Source organism: Paenibacillus sp. JDR-2, assembly GCF_000023585.1.
In the GTDB taxonomy this organism is placed as follows: Bacteria; Bacillota; Bacilli; order Paenibacillales; family Paenibacillaceae; genus Pristimantibacillus.
The window spans coordinates 853,106-875,076 of the sequence record NC_012914.1 but is presented as its reverse complement, the minus strand read 5'-3'; the positions used below and the strand labels follow the sequence as shown (position 1 = coordinate 875,076).

At 52.9% G+C, this 21,971-nt stretch carries 17 protein-coding genes; 5 read left to right on the top strand and 12 right to left on the bottom strand.

What is annotated here, in order from left to right; translation table 11 throughout:
* Positions 1–23: 23 nt before the first annotated feature.
* Positions 24–905: a helix-turn-helix domain-containing protein gene (locus PJDR2_RS03890; protein ID WP_015842377.1), complete on the bottom strand. Its 882-nt coding sequence runs from the start codon at positions 903–905 to the stop codon at positions 24–26.
* Positions 906–1,119: 214 nt separating this feature from the next.
* On the opposite strand from PJDR2_RS03890, the gene PJDR2_RS03885 reads away from it, so the two are divergent.
* The 3 genes from PJDR2_RS03885 (at position 1,120) to PJDR2_RS03875 (ending at position 4,464) form a co-directional block, all read left to right on the top strand.
* Complete coding sequence (locus tag PJDR2_RS03885; RefSeq protein ID WP_015842376.1) at positions 1,120–2,727, top strand: glycoside hydrolase family 43 protein; 1,608 nt, start codon at positions 1,120–1,122, stop codon at positions 2,725–2,727.
* 325 nt (positions 2,728–3,052) lie between these two features.
* On the top strand, positions 3,053–3,910 hold the full coding sequence (locus PJDR2_RS03880) for a YwqG family protein (RefSeq protein ID WP_015842375.1): 858 nt from the start codon (positions 3,053–3,055) through the stop codon (positions 3,908–3,910).
* Between the two features lie 38 nt (positions 3,911–3,948).
* Positions 3,949–4,464, top strand: coding sequence for a tetratricopeptide repeat protein (locus PJDR2_RS03875; RefSeq protein ID WP_015842374.1), 516 nt, complete (start codon positions 3,949–3,951; stop codon positions 4,462–4,464).
* A gap of 22 nt (positions 4,465–4,486) precedes the next feature.
* Here the strand turns inward: PJDR2_RS03875 and PJDR2_RS03870 are convergent, their stop codons facing one another.
* The 8 genes from PJDR2_RS03870 to PJDR2_RS03835 form a co-directional block, all read right to left on the bottom strand.
* Positions 4,487–6,277: a right-handed parallel beta-helix repeat-containing protein gene (locus PJDR2_RS03870; RefSeq protein WP_041613282.1), complete on the bottom strand. Its 1,791-nt coding sequence runs from the start codon at positions 6,275–6,277 to the stop codon at positions 4,487–4,489.
* 112 nt (positions 6,278–6,389) lie between these two features.
* Positions 6,390–8,060: an extracellular solute-binding protein gene (locus tag PJDR2_RS03865; protein WP_015842372.1), complete on the bottom strand. Its 1,671-nt coding sequence runs from the start codon at positions 8,058–8,060 to the stop codon at positions 6,390–6,392.
* Positions 8,061–8,111: 51 nt separating this feature from the next.
* The gene (locus PJDR2_RS03860) at positions 8,112–9,047 is read right to left on the bottom strand and encodes a carbohydrate ABC transporter permease (protein WP_015842371.1); all 936 of its coding nucleotides are present in this window, start codon (positions 9,045–9,047) and stop codon (positions 8,112–8,114) included.
* Positions 9,047–9,955 (bottom strand): ABC transporter permease, encoded by a 909-nt coding sequence (locus PJDR2_RS03855; protein ID WP_015842370.1) that lies wholly within the window; start codon positions 9,953–9,955, stop codon positions 9,047–9,049. The genes PJDR2_RS03860 and PJDR2_RS03855 overlap by 1 nt, the downstream gene beginning before the upstream one ends.
* A gap of 189 nt (positions 9,956–10,144) precedes the next feature.
* On the bottom strand, positions 10,145–11,563 hold the full coding sequence (locus PJDR2_RS03850) for a response regulator transcription factor (protein WP_015842369.1): 1,419 nt from the start codon (positions 11,561–11,563) through the stop codon (positions 10,145–10,147).
* Positions 11,556–13,346, bottom strand: coding sequence for a sensor histidine kinase (locus tag PJDR2_RS03845; protein ID WP_012772743.1), 1,791 nt, complete (start codon positions 13,344–13,346; stop codon positions 11,556–11,558). Before PJDR2_RS03845 ends, PJDR2_RS03850 begins: the two co-directional genes overlap by 8 nt.
* Before the next feature lie 142 nt (positions 13,347–13,488).
* Positions 13,489–14,472 carry a Gfo/Idh/MocA family protein gene (locus PJDR2_RS03840; RefSeq protein WP_012772742.1) on the bottom strand — a complete coding sequence of 328 codons (984 nt, stop codon included), beginning with the start codon at positions 14,470–14,472 and terminating at the stop codon, positions 13,489–13,491.
* A 19-nt stretch (positions 14,473–14,491) separates the two neighbouring features.
* Entirely contained in the window at positions 14,492–15,469 is a 978-nt protein-coding gene (locus PJDR2_RS03835; RefSeq protein ID WP_012772741.1) for a Gfo/Idh/MocA family protein, read from the bottom strand.
* 131 nt (positions 15,470–15,600) lie between these two features.
* Between PJDR2_RS03835 and PJDR2_RS03830 the strand changes: the two genes are divergently transcribed.
* A complete protein-coding gene (locus tag PJDR2_RS03830; protein ID WP_012772740.1) occupies positions 15,601–16,503 on the top strand; it encodes a helix-turn-helix domain-containing protein in 903 nt (300 codons plus the stop codon).
* A gap of 57 nt (positions 16,504–16,560) precedes the next feature.
* Here the strand turns inward: PJDR2_RS03830 and PJDR2_RS33800 are convergent, their stop codons facing one another.
* The 3 genes from PJDR2_RS33800 to PJDR2_RS03815 all read right to left on the bottom strand — a co-directional run bounded on the left by PJDR2_RS33800 (position 16,561) and on the right by PJDR2_RS03815 (position 18,455).
* A complete protein-coding gene (locus tag PJDR2_RS33800; protein ID WP_012772739.1) occupies positions 16,561–16,944 on the bottom strand; it encodes an RDD family protein in 384 nt (127 codons plus the stop codon).
* A 133-nt stretch (positions 16,945–17,077) separates the two neighbouring features.
* On the bottom strand, positions 17,078–17,845 hold the full coding sequence (locus PJDR2_RS03820) for a hypothetical protein (RefSeq protein WP_041613281.1): 768 nt from the start codon (positions 17,843–17,845) through the stop codon (positions 17,078–17,080).
* Between the two features lie 64 nt (positions 17,846–17,909).
* Entirely contained in the window at positions 17,910–18,455 is a 546-nt protein-coding gene (locus tag PJDR2_RS03815; protein WP_012772737.1) for a GNAT family N-acetyltransferase, read from the bottom strand.
* 194 nt (positions 18,456–18,649) lie between these two features.
* Between PJDR2_RS03815 and PJDR2_RS03810 the strand changes: the two genes are divergently transcribed.
* Entirely contained in the window at positions 18,650–21,952 is a 3,303-nt protein-coding gene (locus tag PJDR2_RS03810) for an OmpL47-type beta-barrel domain-containing protein (RefSeq protein WP_012772736.1), read from the top strand.
* Positions 21,953–21,971: the final 19 nt, after the last annotated feature.

The following is a 21,971-nucleotide window of genomic DNA, read 5'->3' as shown; positions in this document are numbered from 1 at the left end:
TCCTATAGTTTACCACTATATGTCTAATCGTGGAATCTATCCCTGAAACGGCTCGGAGATTCACCGGTCCACCGCTTGAACTGTCTGCTGAAATGGGCAATATTGTTATAGCCAAGTCTCGAGGAGATTTCTTCAATGGTCAGCTCGAGATCCATTAGCAGCAGCTTCGCCTTCTTCAGCATAATCGTGGATAGATATTGCCTCGGGGATACGCCAAAGGCCCTACTAAAGAGACGGTTCACCGACGAGGTGCTGTAGCCGACCGCAGCGGCAATCGAGGTTATCGTATCCTTGTCATTCATAATTCCGGCATCCGCAGCATCCTCCACGGCTTCCTCCAGCATGATGGCGACCCGCGAAGCCAGCTCGGAATTTCTAAGGCCGGCAGGGTCTTGATTCAGCTTGGACAACGTACCGCTAAGGACGGCAAACAGCTCAAATAACGCGGATAGGATATGCATGCGGGCTTCCGTTCTCAAGACCGCTTCATGCGATACCGTTAACCCGATAAGCTTGTCCAGCGCCGGCCTTATCGCCATAGCAAGCTCGCTGTCCGAGGGGTAGAAGCATCTTGGGCTCCGGCAGAGCAGTTCGCGGAACGACGGCTCGTCCACGTCAAAATGAAGACAATAATACGTCATGTCTTCCTCGCCCGACACCCGGCTTTCATGCTGGTCGCCAGGCCTGAAGAGCAGCAGGTCGCCGGCTTTTTGCTTGTAGCTTGTCCGTTCAACGCTAAACTGCTGGGTACCCGTCAGAACCAGATTGATCTCAAACAACGGATGTTTGTGAAGCGGATAACTCCAGCCGGGATCAACGGTTCGGGAGTGGGCTCCGAACACCCGGAAGGTCGAGTCCATATCGGGGAGCATAAACTCCCTTTTTTGACGCTCTTTTTGCTCCATTTCAAACTCCTCTCCAGCAGCGCCCTCAGCTTGATCGATTTGGGTAAATACTGTCCTGCTATGGATATGGGATATCCTTAAAGCCCTTGATAATATAAAAGATATTATAACATACCAGCCAAAAGAAGACGGTAGCGAAGAAGGGTAATTCCTATACACTTCCAGTCTTTCCAATGGCTTATTTGCTGACTGATGAGAGGAGAATTTTGTCGATATGTCTGCTATTACGAATCCTATTCTTCCCGGCTTTAATCCGGATCCTTGCATTTGCCGCGTAGGCGAAGATTATTATATTGCGGTGTCGACCTTCGAGTGGTTTCCTGGCGTGGGAATTTACCATTCCAAGGATCTGAAAAACTGGCGGCTTGCATCCCGTCCGCTGAACCGCCTAAGCCAGCTGAACATGATGGGCAATCCGGATTCCGGCGGGATCTGGGCGCCTCAATTGTCTTACAGCGACAATCAGTTCTGGTTGATCTACACCGACGTAAAGGTTGTTGAAGGGCAGTGGAAGGATTGCCACAACTACCTGGTTACCTGCGATACGATTGACGGCGAATGGTCCGAGCCGATTCATATGAACAGCTCCGGCTTTGACCCTTCCCTCTTCCATGATGAGGACGGCAGAAAATATTTCGTGAATATGATGTGGGATCAACGCTTGGGCAATCACCCGTTCTACGGGATCGTGCTGCAGGAGTATGATGCGGCTGAGCAGCGTCTGGTCGGCAAAGCGGAAGTCATTTTCAAAGGCACCGACATTAAGCTAACCGAAGCGCCGCATTTGTACAAAATAGGCGGCTATTACTACCTGCTGACCGCTGAGGGCGGCACTAAATACGATCATCAGGCAACTATCGCCCGCTCGAAAAATCTCCGCGGACCGTATGAGGTGCATCCGGAAAATCCGTTAATTTCCTCGCATGCTCATCCCCGGAGTGCGCTTCAAAAAGCGGGACATGCTTCCATCGTTCAGACGCATACGAATGAATGGTTCCTTGTCCACCTGGTGGGGCGTCCGCTCTCCCGCGAAGGACAACCATTGCTGGACCCTCGAGGTTATTGCCCGCTTGGACGAGAAACAGCTATTCAACGTCTTGAATGGCATAACGATTGGCCTTATGTGGTAGGCGGCAATAAACCTTCGCTGACCATTGAAGGGCCAAACATTGAAGAAGTGGTGTGGGGACCCGACTTCCCCGAGAAGGACGAGTTCGATTCGGAGACGCTGAATCCGCATTTCCAGACTTTGCGTATTCCGCTCGGCGAGAAGATTGTGACCTTGAAGGATAACCCCGGCCATCTACGCATCTATGGGAAAGAATCGCTGACTTCGAAGTTCACGCAGGCTTTTGTTGCCCGCCGCTGGCAGCATTTCAACTTTACCGCGGAGACGAAGGTAGCTTTCAACCCAGAGACGTTTCAGCAATCCGCCGGTCTCGTTAACTATTACAATACGCAGAACTGGACCTCGTGCCAGATTACCCGGCATGAAGAGAAAGGCCGTATTCTGGAGCTGGTTGCCTGCGATAACTTCTCGTTCTCGCAGCCGCTGCAAGGCTCCGAGGTTGTTATCCCAGGCAGCGTGGCATACGTATTCCTCCGCGTTGACGTTACGGAGCTGACTTACCGCTATTCGTACTCGTTCGATGGCGACAGCTGGACAACGCTGCCGGTTACTTTCGAGTCGCATAAGCTGTCGGATGATTACATTCATGGCGGCGGCTTCTTCACCGGCGCGTTTGTCGGCATGCAATGCCAGGATACTTCGGGACGGAGTCAGTATGCAGACTTTGACTATTTTGTTTACAAAGACAACTAACTCAGAAGAGGGAACGGACATCTGAGCTCGTCATGAGCTCGTCATGGCGGGAATTGTTCTCCTTCCGGTTGCTGTTGCCAGTGTGAAATTTTGATTATACTCGTTTAACGAGATTTCACACTGACAAAGGCAAGCGCTCCGCTCCTCCAGGAGAACAATTCCCTCTATTCCTCGCCGTTGTCTTATTTTTTTGGGGGACCGAAAGAAAAGGAAGGCCTGCTTAATTGGGCCTTCCTTTTTTTTATATTGGGATAGTTCTTCTTTTCCAGTAAATGATAGAATGAGAGTTACTGATTCTAACCTAACCGTGGATTGGAGGAGCTGTATGATTGACAGCAAGATAGAACAACTTATTCGTTCCAGTAATCTCGAGAAATATGAAGATGCCATTATCTCTAATTGTTTATTATCACTTAGAATGACCACGGAAAACCGGGACGATGGTAACATCCCTGTTGCACATTCTAAGCTAGGCGGCAAACCAGATCTGCCAATTGGATTTGCTTGGCCAATGTATGAGGATCGTTCTCTACATTTTGTTGCACAAGTTAATCTTGGAGAGCCGGAAAATAAACTTTCTCTATTGCCTGATAAAGGTCTACTCAGTTTCTTTTATGATTCGCTTGAGCAGCCGTGGGGATTTGATCCCAATGACCGTGGAAGATGGAAGGTTCTCTATTTTGATCGTATCGAAGATCTAGAAAGAAGAGAAGAACCAGAAGATATCATTGAACAAGGTAGTTACTCGTCATGTATGACGGTCTTCAACCTACAGACAACATTACCTCCTGTCGAATCATTGTTTATTGAGAAACTTCGATTAACAATTGAGGAAAAGGATAACTACTATGCCTTACTCGAAGAAATGGAAGAGCATTATAATTTTGGCGATACGAGTCATAGATTATTGGGACATCCCAATCCAATTCAGAATGAGATGCAATTAGAGTGCCAACTAGTCACTCATGGTTTATACTGCGGAGACGGTACTGGGTATAGGGATCCAAGGAGAGAATTGCTCGAACAAACAGCAGACTCCTGGAAGCTTCTCCTCCAAATCGACTCGGAAGAAGAAATTGGAATGATGTGGGGAATGACAGGCAGGTTGTATTTCTGGATACGCGAAGAGGATCTCAAGCAACTGAATTTTGAAAATGTATGGGTCGTTTTACAATGCAGCTAATAACTTAGTAACTACCACAGCTATGGGAGTCGTGAAATATGACAAGAGACGATTTGATAAGAATCATAGAACGCCGAGAAGAAGGACGAGCAAAGCAGGATCAAGAAATTTTAAGCGAGGTACGCGAGCAGCTGTTAGAACTGCTTTCCTTGTACCCCGATGATGCGGAGATTAATTACCAGATGGGGATAGCCTATGATAATTCCGGTCTAGGAGATAAGGCGATCCCCTATTATGTGCGCGCGATTGAGCTAGGCTTGTCCGGCGCCGATCTGGAAAGATGCCTGATGGGACTTGGCAGCACTTACCGTTACTGGGGACAATACGATAAAGCGGTCGCGACTTTGCGCAGAGGCATGAAGGAATTTCCCGAGAACCGCGCTATTCAAGTATTTCTCGCCATGGCGCTGTATAACAGCCACAGCTACAAGGAAAGCGTGGAGCTTCTTATCGCTAACCTCATGGAAAGCACCACGGACGAGAAGCTCCATTATTTCAAACGCGGAATAAACTATTACAAGGAAAATCTCGATGAAACGGCTGAAAACGAATAGCTATAGCATTGTCGAGCTATTGTTATTCCACTCTTGTCTGCAGCCCCTGGCCTGCTTCGACAACCGCTTCATCCTCCGGCATCTGCCGTAATCGGACATCCCGCTCAAGACCTTTGCCGAATAGGATGTTGCCGGCGATTCGCACGCCGCTGCAAGCCGTTAGCGTTATGAGACTTCGTACAGGCTTATCCTCATCAGCCGTCATGACGATCTCGTTGCCTGTAAAATCGATTAACCCCGCGCTCTTTGCGCCAAGCGCAGCAGCGTCCCGCGTTTCGATCCTATTGCCCTCGATGCGGATACCGGCATGCACCGGCCGGGCGGCATCCAGCTCGGTATTTTCCGGAGCGATCACGATGACGGGATGATCCGGGCCGCCGCATTCGATAAACCGGTTATTCCGGATCGTCAGATCCCCTACCTTCCCCGACTCGAACCAGCTCTCGGCGTCGTTGGCTACGGAAATGCCGCTCATCGTTAGCCGCTCGAAAAGGTTGCCCTCGATGACGACCTTGCGGCGCGTCGTAACGAGCACGCCCCGCGTCGGAATACGGGCGAAATAATTGCCCATGATCCGTAACTCTGGCGTCCATGTCACGTTCTCGACGACGTCACCCAGATGGATGTCCACCGGCGCCGGCGTCTCTAGCGTTAGCAGCACCTCTCGCGGGCTGAGCCGCTCCGCCGCCTTGACGGTGCCCGAGCCGTAGGCGAGCAGCGAAGCGTGACGAACGAATTCGATCTCGTCGCCAGGGATGAAGGCGTCGAAGCCGTAGGTCTGATGGTGCATGAAGCGCAGCACCAGTTGATCCGGAGCCTGCCTGCCAACAATCCGGAGATGGGTGCCATGCGCGTTGATCGGGTCGTCATGGCCGCCAACGAACCGGCTGTCCGCAATCTCCACCTTCCCCCGGCATCCCGACAGATGGATAAAATCGGCGAACGCGGTCACCGTCCTGCCCGTTTCCGCGCGGGGCGAGAAATCCATCTGCTTGAAGCTTAAATTCTCGCTGAATTGGCCAACGATGCCAAGGCCATGCATGAAATGCATGCCAACCCCGCTCCACGATACATCGCGGCTCCGATGGATAAATACTCCAACCTGGTCGCGGATGCCGTCGCGCATCTGCAATACCCGGCCGGCGGTCAGGCCGGATACCTCGCTTCCATCCTCAACAAAAAGCCTAAGCCGATTCGGCGCCGTTTCCTCCACCATGGATGCCCGCTCAACTAGATTATCGATCCTCCATGTCGTGTTACGGATGGGGTCGTATTCCTGCATCGGCCCTTCCGTGAACCGCCAGCCCTCGCCAACCCAGACCAGTCGGCCTTCCTCGATCGCATATCCACTATTAGGATGGATATCCGCGTCGAAGTAATTGCTTCCGACGGCGGTGATGGTCATTTCCGTCACCGTAGGCCATTCGTAATCGGCATGCAGATTGCGGATCCTTATGCCTTCGCAGCCGTCAATCGCCAGCATCGTCATCTTGCCGCGAAAGACAAACAGCGAGCCGTTACCCTCGAGCGTTAAATCCTTTAAGCCTTTGAGCAAAATGCCGATCGTCTTCGTAACATCGGGATTCTCCGACTCGCTGGCCGTATTCGAAATATAATATGGTGCCCGGATTGCCTCGTCCGTATAGAAATCGTAGCGTCCCCGCGGAATATCCAGCAGCACGGGTCCCTGAACGCTCGATGCGGCTTCGATTGCCCGGCGCATGGCCGGCTGAGCGTCCTTCCCCGAATCGGGGACTGCTCCATAATCGGTCAAGCGGATAACAACCGGATTCTCTGGAATGATCAACACCATCCTTAAAATAAATTTAAACTCTTAATTCAGTTACTAGACGGCGGCCGCGGCCTCCGGCAAAAAGGGAGGAGCTCCGCCGGATAACAAGCGAAGCCCCTCCCATTCCAAGCCTTTATTTCCCTTGCTTCGCCATCTGCTCGGTAACTTCTTTAATCGCATCCTGCAGTCCTTTGCCGTCGTAGCTCTTCTGCACGTCATGCAGCATTTTCACGGGGTCGTCCTTGCCGAGCACGATGCGGGTGAAATCGTCGTCGAAGTTGATCGCCGATAATTTGTCCTTGGCTGGCGTCGACATCGAGAAGATATCGAAGGCCGTCGGAATCGCCTTGGCATTGTCCATTTGCCATTTCAGCTCGCCTTGAATGAAATCAACCACGTCATCGCCCTTGGCGACTCTGTTCGCCGGGCTGTCTTCAAGGGCGCTTGCGTCTCTCCAGGCGGCCAGCGCCTGAATAATATCGAGCGACGGATATTCCTTGTGTAGGTCAATAAAGTTATCTCCGTCCTTCGGACGAGTAATCGTAATTTGGTCGCCGTTCTTCGTATAATCCTTGCCCTCGATACCGTAGTCGTACATTTCCTTCGCCTCCGGCGAAAGCAGCCAGTCGTAAATGCGCAGAATGCGGTCGAGCTTCTTGTCGTCGACGTCGGCGTTAATCATCGATTCCGACCAGAACGATTGCGTCGTATGACGGTAAACCGTGCCGTCGGCGGCAGGCCACAGATGAAGAATCTTTACATGGTCGAAAAATTTCTCGCCGAGGTTGTTCTTCTCCCACTCGGCTTTGATCCCGGTTGGACCGCTGACGGAGCCGACGTTATACGCAAGCGCCCCCGCCTTGCCTTGATAAAACTTCTGATTCGCTTCGCCGGCTTTTTCAACCGCAAAGTCCTGATCGAGCGCACCGTCCGCATAAAGCTTGCGAGCCTCTGTAACAACCTGATCCATCTGCTTGGAAGCGAAGTACGGAATCCATTTACCGTCCTCCTGCAGCCAGCTGGAGTTGTCGTATTGCGGGAATGCAGGCATGAAGACCGATTTGAAGTAGCCCAGCGTGTTCATGACAATACCGGTCGTATCCTTTTTGCCGTTGCCATCGGGGTCCTGCTCGGCAAACGCTTTCAGCATCGCGTAAAATTCGTCGAAACTTTGCGGGTCCTTAATGCCGAGCTTATCCATCCAGTCCTTGCGCACGTAGATAGCCCGGTCGACCGCCCACATGTCGGTATTCGGATAGGTCATCCGCGGAATCGCATACAGCTTGCCGTCGCGGTAGACGCCTTGCACGTCCGGTGCCTTGGCTACTTTCTCAACGTTCGGATATGCGCTTAAATCATCCGGCAAAGGATGAATGAGCTCTTGGCTGACCCATTCGTTGTACGTACCCGGATTGTCGTTGACGATGCTGTTGGTGATAATATCCGGCAGCTGGCCGGCAGCGGCCCAGACCTGGTTCTTCTCTTTATAGCTGTCCCAGCCGATATCGACCGGTTTAAGCGTCACGTTAAAGTCCTTCTCTAGTTTTTGCACGAGATCATCATGCTGCTGGAAGCCGACGCCGATTCCCCACCAGGAGAGGGAAATATCCATATGATCCTTGAACGGATTGTCCGCCGCCGGAGCACTCGAAGCACCTGAATCGGCAGGATCGGCAGAGGCCGCGGGTGTATTATCCGAATTGTTCGCGTTCGAATTGCCGCCAGAGCTGCTGCAACCGGAAACGATCGATGCCGTCAAGACGGTGATTAAGCTGAGCGAGCCCAGCAGTTTTGCTTTCCTCATTTCTCTTATCCCCCTAATGTTAAATTTTATAATAACAGCATGACGCCCTTATTATCCTTTAACGGATCCTATCATAACGCCTTTGGCAAAATATTTTTGCAGGAACGGATACAGGCAGACGATCGGCAGCGCGCTGACGACGAGCACCGCCATCTTCAGCATCTCCGGCTGGAGACCGGTATTCTGCAGCTGAACGCTGGTCGTGATGCTCGAGAGCACCTGCGCATAATTGGTCAACAGTTCGCGAAGGAGGGCCTGCATCGGAAGCAGATTCACATTGGTCATGAACAAAACGCCGTACCACCATTCGTTCCAGCGGTCGACCGCGTAGAACAGGGTAATCGTGGCAATCATCGGCATCGAGATCGGCACGATGATTTTAACCAGCACCTGAAGCTCGTTGGCGCCGTCTATCTTGGCCGACTCCTCGAGTGCCGCCGGAAGCGTCCGGAAGAAGGCGATGCAAATGATCAGGTAGAACGTGTTGACCGCTACCGGAAGCACCATGACGAGCAGATTGTTGATCAAGTGCAGATTTTTCATCGTTAGATAGAACGGGATGAGTCCGCCATTGAAGAACATGGTGAAAATGATGCCCGACATGACGATTTTACGGCCGGGAAAACCCGTCTTGGACATGACGTAGGCACCCGTGATAGTTACTAGCATGTTGATTGACGTGCCGACGACCGTCACAAACAGCGTGACCAGCAGGGCCTTCAGAAACCGCGGCTCATGTAAAATATAACTGTAGGCTGACAAGTCGAAGGTCGTCGGAAAGAGATAGACCAGCTGCTTGGAGATCGCTGCCGTGTTGCTGAACGACATCAGCACGACATTGTAGAACGGCAGTATCGTACTGAGCGTAAGCAGAATAAGTACGAAATGAATGATGATGTCCGCGATGCTGAACTTGCGCTGCCTTCGCGGCCCCTGACGGACTTCGGGCGACGATTGGCCCGCCGATGCGGCCGAATTCGATTCCATTATACCAGTCCCTCCCCGCCCAATCTTTTTACGATGAAGTTGGCGCTATACAGCAGGGCGAAGTTTAGAACCGCCTTGAACAGGCCGATTGCGGTCGTGACGCCGAACCCTAAGCCGCTGTCGAAGGCCGACCGGTAGACGTAGGTGTCGATAATGTCGCCGGTGCTGTAGACGCCAGGATTGTATAGGTTGAAAATCTGATCGAAGCCGCCGTTCATCGCATTGCCGACGGCCAGAATTAGCAGAATCGCCGCCGTGCCGCGAATCGAGGGCCAAGTGACCGACATCAGCTGCTGGAAGCGGCCGGCTCCGTCCACATAAGCAGCCTCATACAACTCCGGATTGATCCCCGCGATGGCCGCCAGGTAGATAATCGCGCTCCAGCCGACCTCCTTCCATATGCTCGAGATGAACAGGATCGGCCTGAACAGTGACGGATCGGTCAGGAACGTGACTTTCTCAAAACCTAGCGAAGCGAGCAGCTCGTTGAGCACGCCGGCGCTTCCCAGGAAGTTGAACATGATGCCGCTGATGATAACCCACGAAATAAAATGCGGAAACGTATATACGGTCTGGTAAAATTTTTTGAGCTTCTCTCTTGCCACCTCATTGATCATCAGCGCAAGAATGATCGCGACCGGAAATTCGAAAATGATCCTGCCGCAGCTGATGTAGACCGTGTTCCAAAACGCTTTCCAGAAATCGCTCTGCCCCACCAGTTCCTTGAAGTTATCGAGGCCGATCCACGGGCTGCGGAGTATGCCTTCGCGGATGTGAAAGTCCTTGAATGCGAGCAGCACGCCGTACATCGGAAGGTATTGGAACAAAGCGTAGTAAAGCACGGTAGGAAGGAGAAGCAGATACAGATAACGGAATTTATAAAGTTCCTTCCCGATAGATTTCCCCATTGCGAACCTCCTTGTAAGCGTTGCCATCCTTTTGCTATTACCTATGCTACCAGCCAAGCCGCGCCCCGGGTATGCACGCAATTTATAGGTTCCGCCTCCCAAACCGTCCTTGCATAAAAAAAGAAAACCTTCGGCGAAGGTTTTCTAAAAAGAATCCATAGCGGTACTAAAAATAATGCATATCGAAAGTCACTTCCGCTCGCTGCGGTATTGAGTCGGCGTCTTGCCGGTCATTTTCTTAAACAGCCGCGCAAAATAAAAATAGTCGTTGTATCCGATTTTCTCGGCAATCTCATGAATCGAATAATCGTCATTCTCATCGAGCAGCTTGCATGCATGCGCGATCCGAAGCTGTGAAATATAGCCGACGAACGTCTCGCCGACTTCCTTCTTGAACAGCTGACTGATATAGCTGGGATTCATGAAAAATTGCTCCGACAGGCCCTGCAGCGACAGCTCCTCCCGGAAATGGTCGGTCACGTACTGCAAGATCTGGTTGAAGGTCCTGTTCTTCGTCTCCGGGGGATGCGCCTCACCGCCGCGGCAGTGGCGGACGACAAGCGCCTGCAGCTCGCCCAGCATGTCGAACACGTCGCCGAACGACTGGACTAGCTGCTCGTAGCTGTACAGCGTTTCCTCCGTCTGCCCCAGCTTGAACAGAAACGAGATCGTCATGTTGTACACCCGGAAGGCGTGACGGGTGGACAACGCGTCTTCCCGAAACAGCTCCGCGATATGGCGGAACGCCGCATCGATCGCCGGCATGTCCACCGCGGCGATCGCGTCGCTTATCTCCGACATTCGCCGGTTCAGCTCGTTTTCCTTGTACGGCCGGTGTTCGTAAACACCCCGCTTTCCCGTCACGAAGAATTGATGGGCCAGCATATCCGCGCCCGCAATGGCGCTGCGCACCCCGCTGAGATCGGTAATCCCGGCACCGATGCCGATACCCGATAAATCAGGCGGGAACTGCCTCCTCCACCCGCTTGCCAGCTCCTCCGCCTTGACCGCCCCGAGCAGATAGGCGGTCTTCGACGGTCCCATCTTCAAGCGGATCGAAGGTCCGCGCAGGCCGGGCAGCTCGCCCTGCCCGACCGATACGACCGGGACGATGCCCGCCGTCGCCCAGTCTCCAATGCCAATCCGCTCGAGCTCGCCTTGAAGCTTCGCGCGGGCGTCTTCGCTTGGCTCCTCCAGCAGTTGAACGAGCGGCGAATCGGCCGTTCCTTTGGCGGCATCGAGCAGCTTGCCCAGCTTCATCAGGACGCCGGAAATTTCCGGCTCGTCGAAAGGCTTCAGACAATAAGCGACCGCTCCGTACGACATTGCCTTTTGCGCGTAAGCGAATTCGGCGTAGCCGCTGACGACGACGAAATGGACAGGAAAGCCCACACTCCGCCCCCGCTGGATCAGCTCCAACCCGCTCATCTCCGGCATCCGGATATCGGTGAAGACGACATCCGGCCGGAGCCTGCGCATCGCCTCCAGCGCATCCGTCCCGTTATTCGCTTGTCCGGCCACTTCGAACCCGTAGCGGGCCCAATCCACTAGATCTTTGAGACTTTCCAGCACCCAACTCTCGTCGTCCACAATAAGCACCTTATGCATCAGGCGCCCTCCCCTCTCCTATGATCAGCTCGACCCGCGTGCCGGATCCCGCCCCGCTGTCGACGCGAAGCCCGCAGTCGCCGCCGAACATGAGACGGATGCGGTTGTTGACGTTAACCAGGCCAATGCTTTTGCTCTCGCCATGCTCCTCCGGCCCCGAGGACGTGGCAGACATCATGAGGCGCAGCTCCTCGAGCCTTGCGGGCTCGATGCCAACGCCGTCATCCTCCACTTGCACAATCAGCTGACCATCGCCGCTTACGGCGCCTCTGATCCACAGCCGTCCCTTCTTCAGCGTTGGCTCAAAGCCGTGATAGATCGCGTTCTCCGCAATCGGCTGCAAAATCATTTTCGGTACGCGGAACGCCATCGCATCGTCCGTTAGCTCGTATTGGACGTCGAACCTGCCCTCGAAGCGGATTTGCTGGATGCGGATATACGAATCGACCATCCGGATTTCCTCGCTCAGCGGCACCTCGCTCGAACCCTTGATGCTGTAGCGGAAAATACTCGACAGAGACCGCGTCATCGTTTTGATTTTATCCTGTCCCTCGACGACGGCGATGCCCGTAATCGCTTCCAATGTGTTGTACAAAAAATGGGGATTAATCTGGCTGCGCAAAAAGGCGAGCTCCGACTTTTTCTTCTCCAGCTCGGTACTGTAAAGCCGCGTATTGGTCTCGAGCAGGCTCTGCGTCAAATGGTCGATCTCGTCAAGCATGCTGTTCAGCTCCGTTGCCACGATGCTGATTTCCATGTAGCCATGGAGCGAAATCCGCTTTTTGAGCTTGAGCGGATCTCCCCGCCTGAGCGTCGTGATAAAGAAGATCAGCCTTTTCAGCGGACGCAGGATGTTGTTGACGATAAACATAAACGGAATGGCCAGCATGAGCAGGGCAATGCCGAGAATAATCAGCTCCTGCCTGCGGATGTCGAGCAAATCGCGCAGCAGTTCGTTTTCGGGCACCATGCTGAGAACGGTGCCGTCAATTTCGGGCAGCGTTTCCGACTCGACCACGTAACTTTGGTTTTTCCATTTCACGATTCGGTTGTCCCCGCTTGGCGGGTTTTCTTCCATGGCCGGGAATTCGCTCCCCGCGCTCAGCGAGGAATTGCTTGCGACGACTTTGCGGTCGCGGTCGAGCAAATAAATTTGCGTGCCGGGCTGCTTCGAGGAGTATTCCTGCTCGCCCATGAGGGCGGTTGGATCAACGACGAAGAACGCCGTTCCGATATTGCGGTTGAACAGTTCCCCTGGCCGCGAATAAACGATGGACGTAGCGAAGACAAGCATGTCCGCGCCGCCGTACAAATTTTCGAACTTGCGCATCCCCTCATAGTTGGCGTTCAAACTCTGATCGGAGAGCTGTGCCCGAAGCGGCACCAGATAGCGGTTGCCCCCGGCCAGGTCGATCCATGTGTCGTTGTTGCCTGAGATGATGATATCCTGGATGCCTTCCTTCAGATCCTTCTGACCGCTCAAATATTTGGTCAGCTTGGTGAACTTGTCGTAACGGACCAGATTGTCCGTCTCAACCAAATAATCCTGTATATCCGGATTGTAGGAAATATCCTGCATGAGGCGGTAGATGACATCCCGGTTGGAGGCGACGTTCTTCTTCATTTCCGTCACCGTCTGCCTTACGTATTCCTCATGGCTGCGGGTGATCATCCCAGACATCATGGTGTAGGTATGCAGAACGATCACCAGTATGACGATAATGGTCGAACCGGCCAAAATAAGCAGTTGCGAACGGATCGACAGTTTTCTCAGGAAAGCCATGGCGCACCGTCCCCGACTTCAAAATCTTTATGTGCTATTATGAGCATGAACAAAGACGGGCGTCAATTGGCGCCTCTGGAGATTGCGAAAAGCCGATGGACGCCTTGCGGTTCCATCGGCCTATTTATTCTATTATTCCCTATTACAGCGCGACCGGCTGTCCCAGCTTCGCGGACTCGTAGGCGGCCAGCGCCACGGCGGCGGACCGCAAGCCGTCTTCGCCGGTTATCGGCACCGGCCGACCCTCCAGCAACGACCCTACGAACGACTCGATCATCAGCCGATCCATATCGTCGCCCCAATAGCTCCAGCTGCCTTTGCCGGCAAGATCGCTGTACACTTCATTTTTCTGGGCGAAGCCGTCGACGGCGATGCAGCCTTTCGTGCCGATGATTTCCATCGTCACGTCGCCCCAGGTAGGGAACGATTTCGGACGGGACCAGCTTGTATCGATAACGGCGAAGGCGCCTCCGGCGAATTTCACGTGAACGAGGCCCGCGTCGTCGATTTCCGTTTCGCCGAACCGCGTTGCCGCGTATCCGTAAACCTCCTTCACCTCGGTGCCGATCATCCAGTTCAGCAGATCCATCACATGGACCGTATGGTCAAGCAGGGCTCCGCCGCCCGAAAGCGCCTTGTCGGTAAACCAGCCGCCGGGATTCGTCCCGTGGTTGGTTCCTTTGACGGCGACGATGTCGCCGATATCGCCGCGCTCGATCGCGGCTTTGGCACCGGTCACGGCCGGCAGATAGCGGCATGGAAAGGCGGTCATCAGCTGGACGCCGTTATCCCGTGCGGCGGCGATCATCCGTTCCATTTCGCTGACGGAGATGCCAAGCGGCTTCTCGCACAGCACATGCTTTCGCGCTTCGGCCGCCGCGATCGCATGCTTGGCGTGATGGACATTCTCCGAGCAGATGACGATGGCATCGGCGTCGGTAGCGAGCAGTTCCCGATAATCGGCGTAGTAAGGCAGGCCCGTGCTTTCGACGATCGATGCCACACGGCTCTGCGACTCGTCGGCGATGCCAACGATCTCGACCTCCGGCATAGCGGCCAGACTCGCTAAATAGCTGTATGCATGGCCGTGCGCAAAGCTGATCAGACCTACTTTCAGTTTTTTCACCGTTTACTCCTCCTTGCGATTATAATAAAACGACTTTTCCCGTTTTTATCGATTCCAGCGCGGCCAGTGCAATGCGGAGCGCCTCCCGCGCGTCCTCCGCCGTAACAAGCGGCTCCGCGCCGTCCCGCACGCATGCCAGAAAATGCGCCAGCTCCCTGTCGTACGGACTCAGAACGCCAGGGCTTTGCGGAATTTCGGCGAACCGCCCGTCCCTATCAGCCTGAGCGCGGGTGCGGACGTGCAGCGAGCCGGAGGCCGCGCTGTCCAGCCGGATCAGTCCCGCAGAGCCGGAAATTTCGGCCGCGTACCGGAACGGACCGGGATCGCCCCAATGCGCTTCCAGGTTGGCTGCAGCCCCGTTTGCGAACTCCAGCGTGACCAGTGCGTAATCCGAGTCGTCCGTGCAGGCATTCATGGCGTAAACCGACTTGACCTCTCCCCAGATCCACCGCATAAAGTCGATGTCATGGATCATCATGTCGACGATAACGCCGCCGCTTTTCGCATGATCCTTGAACCAGTCCCTCGCGATTCCGGGATGGCCCCCGACCCGCTTCGTATGGGCTACACCGGGTTCGCCGATTCTCCCGTCTTCAATCTGCCTGCTTGCCTGCTCGTATTCAGGAAAAAACCGGACGACATGTCCAACAAAAAGCCGAACGCCGTTTCGGCGGCAAGCCTCAATGATCTCATCGGTATCCTCCAGCGACAACGCCACCGGTTTCTCGCAAATGACATGCCTGCCGGCCTCCGCCGCCTCCAGCACGGCCTGCTTATGCAGATAGCTTGGCAGCGCGATGCTGATGACCTGCGCATCCGTCTCTCTCAGCATATCGGCGAATGAACAGAAGGCGCGTGTTCCCGTCATGCGGGCCAGCTCGCCGGCCAGCTCCGCATCGATATCGCATACGCCAACTAGCTCAGCATCCGCCATTCCGTCGAAGTTTTTCGCATGCACATGCCCCATGCCGCCGCAGCCTACCACCGCTACTCTCATCTCGGACACTCTCCTTCTTTTATGGTATACTTCACATAAATTATCTTAGTACGAGGGTTTGCGGGCTACAATTACGATATTTGGGCCTTTTGTATCCAAATTGACTATGGCGCAAAGAGGGCGATCAACCGGTGAAAAACGTTCAGGTGCATGTCCCGGAAAGCGAACAATTTCAGGAGCCGATCCATTACCAGAACCAGCATCTCTGCATCAAAGCGTGGCAGTTCACGGACGAGTCGAAACCCGGCCCGTCGAATAGGCGCTGGCATTATCACAAGGAGGTCGAACTCATTCTGGTGCAGGATGGGTCCATGAATTTCCATACGCCGGGCCATTGCTACGCGCTTGACGCGGGAGATGTCGCCATCGTTGGCTCCTCTGAGCTCCATCTCAGCCAAAAGACGTCGGACGGGCCTTTAATCTATATCGTGCTGCACGTTGATCTGCAGCGCTATTTCGACCCGGCGATGATGATGTATTACCGGCACTTCTCGGAACTCATCCGACCTCTCGAGGAGCTGAACTATATATTCAGGGAGAACACCGCGGCAAGGCGGGAGATGGCCGGCATCCTGACGGACATACACGAGGAAATGATCGGCATGCGGAAGGGGTACGAGATCGCGGCCAGCATGCATATCAAGCATTTGCTGCTAACGCTGCTCCGCCACGACAGCCGCGGGCTGCTGCAGAGCTACGAATTCGTGGACGACGCCGTCATGCGCCCCGTTCTCGACTATGTAAGCCGCCATTTGAGCGAGCGCATCGACATGGACGAGGTAAGCCGGATCGCCCGGATGAATTATAGTTATTTTTCCAAGTATTTCAAAAAAGCGGTCGGCGTTTCGTTCGTCGATTACGTCAACCGACAACGCATACTCAAAGCGGCGCATATGCTCGTCGCGGAGCCTGCCAGCGTCTCCTCCATTGCCGCGAGCGTCGGCATCGAAAATATGGCGCATTTCTACGAGCTGTTCAAACGGTATAACGGCTGCACGCCGAAGGAATACGCGCGGCGGCTGCTCCGGAGCTAGTACGGAGATGACACGCAGGCCGGTTCATTCCGGCAGCGCGTTTCCTTTTACCGATTGCTATTTATTGAGTTCAATTACCTTAGTTCTCATGAGCATGTCGCCCAGTCTCCTCCCCTTAATCAGCAATAGGAAGAGTTCGACCGGCCACACGATCAGAGATATATTCCGGAGAAAAAGCCTCAATTTCCCTGGCGTGTTATGAGGATTAGAATATTCCCTTACACCCAACCCTACTATTCGTTTGCCGATGCTTCTGCCGCCTATAAGATCTCTATTAGAGATAACAAACAGCACTAGAAACAGAAGCGGATAAAATATTTCAAATGGTCGATTAGAATTTTCTTCAGTCGAGTTGATATTAATAAAGATACTAATTGGAACAAAGATAAACAGAACCAAGATATAATCGATAAAAAATGCCAATAGTCTATTCTTCTTCATTACTGCCCCTGCTTTCAACGTTAAGTTTTTATGGTATTTCTAGAAAAATACGTTATAAGCAAACAATATCCTCCTTCAACACAATAAGAAACTAAAACAAAAAGGCTGCCCCCTCTAACGGGAGACAGCCCGGTTATACCATGGAATTCGCGATTTTCAGCAAGGTTTCCGGTTTGTATTGGACCTTCAAATATTTCTTGTTCCCGATCGCAAGCGTATACTGCATTCCGTTCTTCTGAAACCTCAACTCATAGGCTAAGTTATTATTTACTCGATAGAGCGCCTTGGTTCCGTCTTTCAAAGTGTAATAAGCATCATCGTTATCAAATTTGAACCGATCCAAATCCACGGTTACAGGAGATGCTTTAACCTTGAAAAAACCGTTTATTTCATCGCTCCGATACAGCAGCTCAATCGAGCTGTCATCCTCGATATAGCCATGAAATTCAGTAACTTTCCTAAAAGGCAGCTCGGTTGGGGTTAGAAGATGACGCTTGAATTTGGTTTGATATTCTCGTATTAACCGGGCCTCGTCCGCCAGCGGGTTGAAGCCCTCATATAAAACGTGAATCTGAGTGATACGGCCGTAGTTAACGGACAATTCCCATATATAAGCCAGTCGTTCGGTTTTTCGCTTCTCGTCATAGAAGCTCACCATAAGGATTTGTTCTCCGCTTATTGGCGAAGGCGCAAGCTTGTAGCTTTGAGCGGAAACATGCTCCGGAATCTCGGGAATGCGCACGTAATCTTGAGCGATATAGCTTTGTGCTTCTCTATAGTCATTACGCGTAATGGCATTGGCGAATTCAATTGCAGGGTTACTCTCTTTTGCAAAAGCAGTCGTTCCGGCTAACGAAGTAAATCCGAGGATTATCACGATTGTCCATATCCACTTTTTCAATAGCAAACACCTCATTGATGGGATATCTCTATTTATTCCCAAAATAAGGAGTTGAATGCGTTCTTTATCGCCCTTCCCATTCCTCGCGCAAAATCCCCATCCGAATGGAATCGTAGTACTCGCCATTATACAAGCGTACCTTGCGGATTCTTGCTTCCATCGTCATTCCAAGCTTCCCGGCGCAGCGGATCATTCGATTATTGCCCGACCAAGTGGTGAGCCCGACTCGCACGAGCGGCATAGCCCCGAACAGATAGTCGATCCATAACGTCAAAGCCTCCGTTCCGTAACCCCCGCTCCAATGCTCCGGGCTGTAGATCGTAATGCCAAGCTCAAGCCACAGCGAAGGCTTGTCTTCCCAATAGTAGGATACGATCCCAATGATCTGTCCTTCCGATTCCATAATCAGCATGGAAGGACCGTCATCGGCGGACAGCCGGACCTCCGTTTGGGTTTGAAAGGCTTCGAAATCTATTCGGTTATGAGGGAAATAAGGGGCGTCCCATTTTTTCCACTCCGGATTCTCTTCCCCGTATTTTAATTGCCACAGCCGGTACATATCTTCCCGTTCAATGGTTCTAAGCGCTAAGGTTTCGCCGTCAATACGCATGTTGTATTCCTCCTTCCAACCTTTCTTCAAGTATACGTTAGTAGGTGTCCGTTAAAGGGAAAAAAACAAATAAAACCGTAAAGAACCCTACTTTTGAACTAGTCCATGCGGTCCCTCTTTTACAATACCCTATCACACAAATCTGGAAGCACGTGGTAAACTAACGCCGGAAAGATACAATGGGAGGTATGGTTATGGAGAGATTGCTTCAAGTGAGACACAAATGGCTAAAGTTGTTGCTGTTAATGCTGCTGGTTGTACCTGTTCAGTATCAATGGACAAGCAATAGCGCTCATGCGGAGGGACCATCGGACCCTGCCCCTTTCATCAACGCTAAGGTCGTCAACGAGAATGCGGGCAAAAAGGTATTGTTCGACAACACGCACGCGCAAACGGCAGGAGCTGCAGACTGGGTAATCGACGGCGGATTCTCGGATTTCGCCAACGGGCTTGCCAACAATGGCTACTACGTCCAAGAGCTTCGCAAGTCTACAGCCTTTACGTATGACGATTTGAAAGGTTATGACGTTTTCGTTATTGCTGAACCTAACATTCCGTTTAAAACCTCGGAGCAAGCGGCCATGGAGCAATATGTCGAAGGCGGCGGCAGCATCTTCTTCATCGGCGACCATTACAACGCAGACCGGAATAAAAACCGCTGGGACGGCTCGGAGTCCATTAACGGTTACCGCCGCGGCGCATGGACGAATCCTGCTCAAGGCATGAGCGCGGAGGAAGCCAATTCCTATGCCATGCAAAATGTCGCAAGCTCGGACTGGCTGGCCGATAACTTCGGCATCCGCTTCCGTTACAATGCGCTTGGCGACATTAACGCAACCAACATTGTGGCTCCAAACCAGGCGTTTGGCATTACGGAGGGCGTATCGGCCGTAGCTATGCATGCCGGCTCGACGCTTGCCATTATTGATCCGACAAAAGCAAAAGGCATTGTGTACCTTCCGCAAACGAATGAAGCTTGGGCAAGCGCGGTTGACCAAGGGGTCTATAACGGCGGCGGGAAAGCGGAAGGCCCTTATGTCGCCGTCTCCAAGCTTGGCGGCGGGAAAGCGGCTTTTATCGGCGATTCCTCCCCGGTTGAAGACGTAACGCCTAAATATTCGCGTGAAGATACGGGCGCGAAGAAAACAACTTACGACGGCTTCAAAGAAGTGAATGACGGCGTTCTGCTTGTTAACATGATCGATTGGCTGTCGACGAAAGAAAGCTATACAAGCCTGAGCCAAGTAAACGGCTTGCAGCTTGACCAGCCTACTGCTCTTCTTCCATTCGAGACTCCATCCCTGTCCACTGAGCCGCAGCCTGAACCATGGTCTGCTCCAAATGCGGGCTACAAATGGTATGACCGCTCGACGTATAAAGCAGGTTCATTCGGCGGGGTAGCTGCGGTCTCCAATCCGGCGTACAGCTTTGTCCGCCAGGCAACGCTGCCCAGCAGCGGAACGTCGTTCCCGGTTCGCGTCGTATTTAACAACCTGGCTCCTAATTCGACCGTGAGCAATTATCAGATCGGCGTTTATTTAGTAACAGGCGGCGCCCAGATCGCTCAGGTGCAAAATGCGGACGGAACTTGGCCAACCGCTTACGGCTACAGCGCGAACTTTAACGTTACGGCCGATGCTACGGGACATGCTTATAAGGATTTAACCATTCGCTTAAAGTCCGGCTCCACCGGCGCGGCTAATCTTCGCCTTAGACAAAACAGCACGAACCTGCTGACAGAAGGCGTTACGCTCGGCAACGTAGCCGCTGAGCCTCTTCCGGGCGATGAAGGAGGAATTCCCGCCAAAATCACGATCGCGGAATCCCGTGCCAAAACCGTCGGCGCTACCGTTACGGTTGAAGGCGTGGTGACGACGGAGCCCGGTATTTTCGGCGGACAAACCTTCTACCTGCAGGATCAGACGGGCGGTATTTACGTGTACCAGAACGCAGCCGGTTATCATCAGGGCGATGTTGTCAAAGTAACCGCGACTACGGCACTTTATAATACCGAGCTTGAGCTTGGAGATATTGCCGCCATCGAAAAAACGGGAACGGCAGCTTTACCAGCCCCAAGCCCCGTAACCGCGGTGGACAGCTCCAATCAAGGCCAGCTGCTGCAGCTGAATGACGCGACGATTGCCAACATCATCTCTGCCACGCCATCCGGATCCTTCGAGTTTGACGCTGTCAGCGATAACGGAACGGTTAATCACATCCGTGTTGACGGACGTACCGGCCTTACGCAAAGCAGCTTCCCTTACACCGTAGGCCAAAAGGTAACGATTACCGGCGTGTCCGCTATCTTTAAAGACTTGTTCCAGCTGAAGCCGCGCAGCCTCGCGGATTTCATGGTTGTACAGCCGGTGGATAACGAGCCGCCAACCGCTGAAGCCTCGCTGTCCGCTTCCCCAAATGCGGAAGGTTGGTTTAATCAGGATGTCCAAGTGACCGTAACCGCTAAAGACAACTCGGAAGGTACAGTAGAGTCGTTTTACGCGTTAAACAACGACAGCTTTGCGAATTATACATCGCCCGTTAACGTAACTGCAGAAGGCAATCATACATTCTCCTATTACGCGGTTGATGCTGCAGGCAACAAAAGCAGCGTGTCTTCGGTCAATGTTCAATTGGACAAGACCGCTCCAGCAGCAGTATTAACGCAGTCCGGCGGACAAGTGTCGGACGTTGTTGAGACCGCGAACCTTGTCTATGACCTTGCAAGCAGCGATTCGCTTTCCGGCGTAGCTTCGGAGCAGTTGCTCTTGGACAATAACGTAATTGCAAACGGCTATTCTGTCGCAGCCTCCAAGCTTGGCATCGGAAGCCACACGGTCAAATACACGGTAACCGACAAAGCAGGCAATACATCCACTGCAAGCTACACGTTCAAAGTGACAAGCAAGCCGCTTGCCACCGGCGCTCCGGGAACACCGGTCTTATCCCATAACAACGGCTGGGATAACGGCCTTCAAGACGGAAGCTATACGGTAACGATGAACCTCTGGTGGGGCAATAACGGTTCCGAATACCGGCTGTACGAGAATGGCGTCCTGATCGATACCGTTGAATTGAAAGACGCTTCTCCTTCCGCCCAATCCGTTCAAACCAAAATCGCGGGCAAAGCTAACGGAACCTACACGTATACGGCGGAATTGATTAATGCGTATGGCAAAACAACCAGCAGTACGCTGGTCGTAAAAGTAACCGACGCTTCCCCGGGCAAAGCCGTCCTGTCCCATGACAACTGGGATCAAGACGGAAACTACAAATTAACGATGAATTTGTGGTGGGGTACGAATGCCACGGAATACCGCTTATACGAGAATGGCGTACTGATCGATACGCAATCGCTGAAGGATGTTACTCCCGCGGCGCAAACCGCTGTAACCGTCATTTCGGGCAAAACGCCCGGTACTTACGAATACCGCTGTGAGCTTGTGAATGCGGCAGGCGTTACCACGAGCGATACGATTACCGTTACGGTCAGGAAATAATGGCTTAAAAAACGATCGG